Genomic DNA, 1,684 nt, shown 5'->3' with positions numbered 1-1,684 from the left:
TGTTCTTCTCCATTGTAACTTTTTTACGGGCGGAGGGCAAGGAGAAGTTTACGCAAAAGTCCCGCCAGCCACATCCGGCTGACCGTTGACACCATATAAAAAAAGTGCTACATTCCGGATATCGTTTCGTTCCGTCGAAATGTAACACAAAAAAACAAAATTCCCTGACTTTCCGGGGAATAAAAAAGAGCGCGAGACGGGAATCGAATTATATCGCTGTCCGCAAACCCAGTAAATACAAGGAGAAAAGCATCCCACCTACCAAGTGTCTACAACCAGCCTACAACGCATTTCTAATCTTCCGACATCTTTATTAACCCGATAGTCAATTTTATTATTACAATGTTCTGAACTCATGAATCAAGTAAATAAACAGTGTGGGAAATAGTCTTGAAATATATCTTACCAATCTACTTCGATATATATTGAAAATACCTGTCCATCTGGAATTTTTATTTCCTTTGTTGTACCCCAAAATGAATTATATTTTTTCTCAAATTTATAATTTGGAATTATCTCTTCTCTGACAACAAATTTTGAAAATCCCTCTTCGGTTAATCTTTTTCTAATTGTTGCCAATATTACTGAGCTATCCAATGCCCCAACTCTATAGCGACAACCATAATTTTTATCAGCAATATACCCGTCATTATCATATTCCTCATAAAAACCCGCCAAATGCCTTATTCCTCTTTGATGTTTTCCGGCAACGTCATTCAAAATACAATCAACTATTTTTGAAGCAAGTTCTTTTTCTGCCTTTTTTTGTTCTTTTTCTTTTACTTGCTTTTCATCATATTCTTTTAATTTTTGTACAAACGGCACCTTTTGTTTGTCCATGAATATATTGTCTATTTTTTCTAATCCCAATTTAGCTGTTGCATTTTCTATATCAATATCTAATACTTTATTGAAATATTCTTTTGCCTTGGAATAATCTTTCTCGTTAAAAAACTGTTCTGCACGCAAAAGAAGATTTTCAACGCTTGCAATTCCATCTACCTTATTTTTACAAGATTCAATAAGAATTTTTGTTCCGCAATATCTACAAAATCCTATTTCTCTAGAGTCATCAAGTTCAATATCAGCACTACAATTAGGGCATTTTAACTCAATCATATTGTTCTCCTTTGCTCTTTATAATGTATATATTATAAAATATTTCGCATTTTATTTAAAGAGATTTTCGATATTATATATTTCTTTCGAACGTGATATGAGTTATTTTAATTTCTAATTCTTTATCTTTTACTTTTTGGGTTTTACTAAGTTTTCACTGTATAAATAGCAATACTACCCTTTAATATGGTAACTATATGTGCCCACACTCCAACAGATGCAAATGTTGGAAGTTCAGGTGGACGGAGCGGATGGGGAGCCACCGAGAATCAATGGTGTTGCATCCAAGTGCCACGGCGCATTATAGCTCAGGGTTACTATTCCCCCGAGCTATCCTTCTTTCCCAAACCCTCTCAAACCGTGATAAACACTAATCATTTTCCCATTTCCCAATTTATTAGAAAGGCGTTGTAAAATCGGTTGTCTACAGCTTCATGCAGACACAAAAATAGCGGAAACCTTGTAAAATCAAAGCTTCTGCTACAAATAAAAAGAGCGCGAGACGGGAATCGAACCCGCGACCCCCTCCTTGGCAAGGAGGTGCTCCACCGCTGAGCCACTCGCG

The 1,684-nt window shown here is 36.0% G+C and carries 1 protein-coding gene and 1 tRNA gene; both read right to left on the bottom strand.

Annotation, left to right across the window (positions count from 1 at the left end):
- Positions 1-402: 402 nt before the first annotated feature.
- Positions 403-1,119 carry a hypothetical protein gene (locus tag Q0E19_RS11885; protein WP_294409761.1) on the bottom strand — a complete coding sequence of 239 codons (717 nt, stop codon included), beginning with the start codon at positions 1,117-1,119 and terminating at the stop codon, positions 403-405.
- A gap of 494 nt (positions 1,120-1,613) precedes the next feature.
- A tRNA-Gly gene (locus Q0E19_RS11880) sits at positions 1,614-1,684 on the bottom strand.

This window comes from uncultured Ruminococcus sp., from assembly GCF_934476685.1.
GTDB lineage: Bacteria > Bacillota > Clostridia > Oscillospirales > Ruminococcaceae > Hominimerdicola.
This window is presented reverse-complemented; position numbering and strand designations above follow the sequence as displayed.

Coding starts and splice junctions, on each gene's coding strand:
- Q0E19_RS11885 (WP_294409761.1), bottom strand. CDS start 1,119: ATGATTGAGTTAAAATGCCCTAATTGTAGTGCTGATATTGAACTTGAT.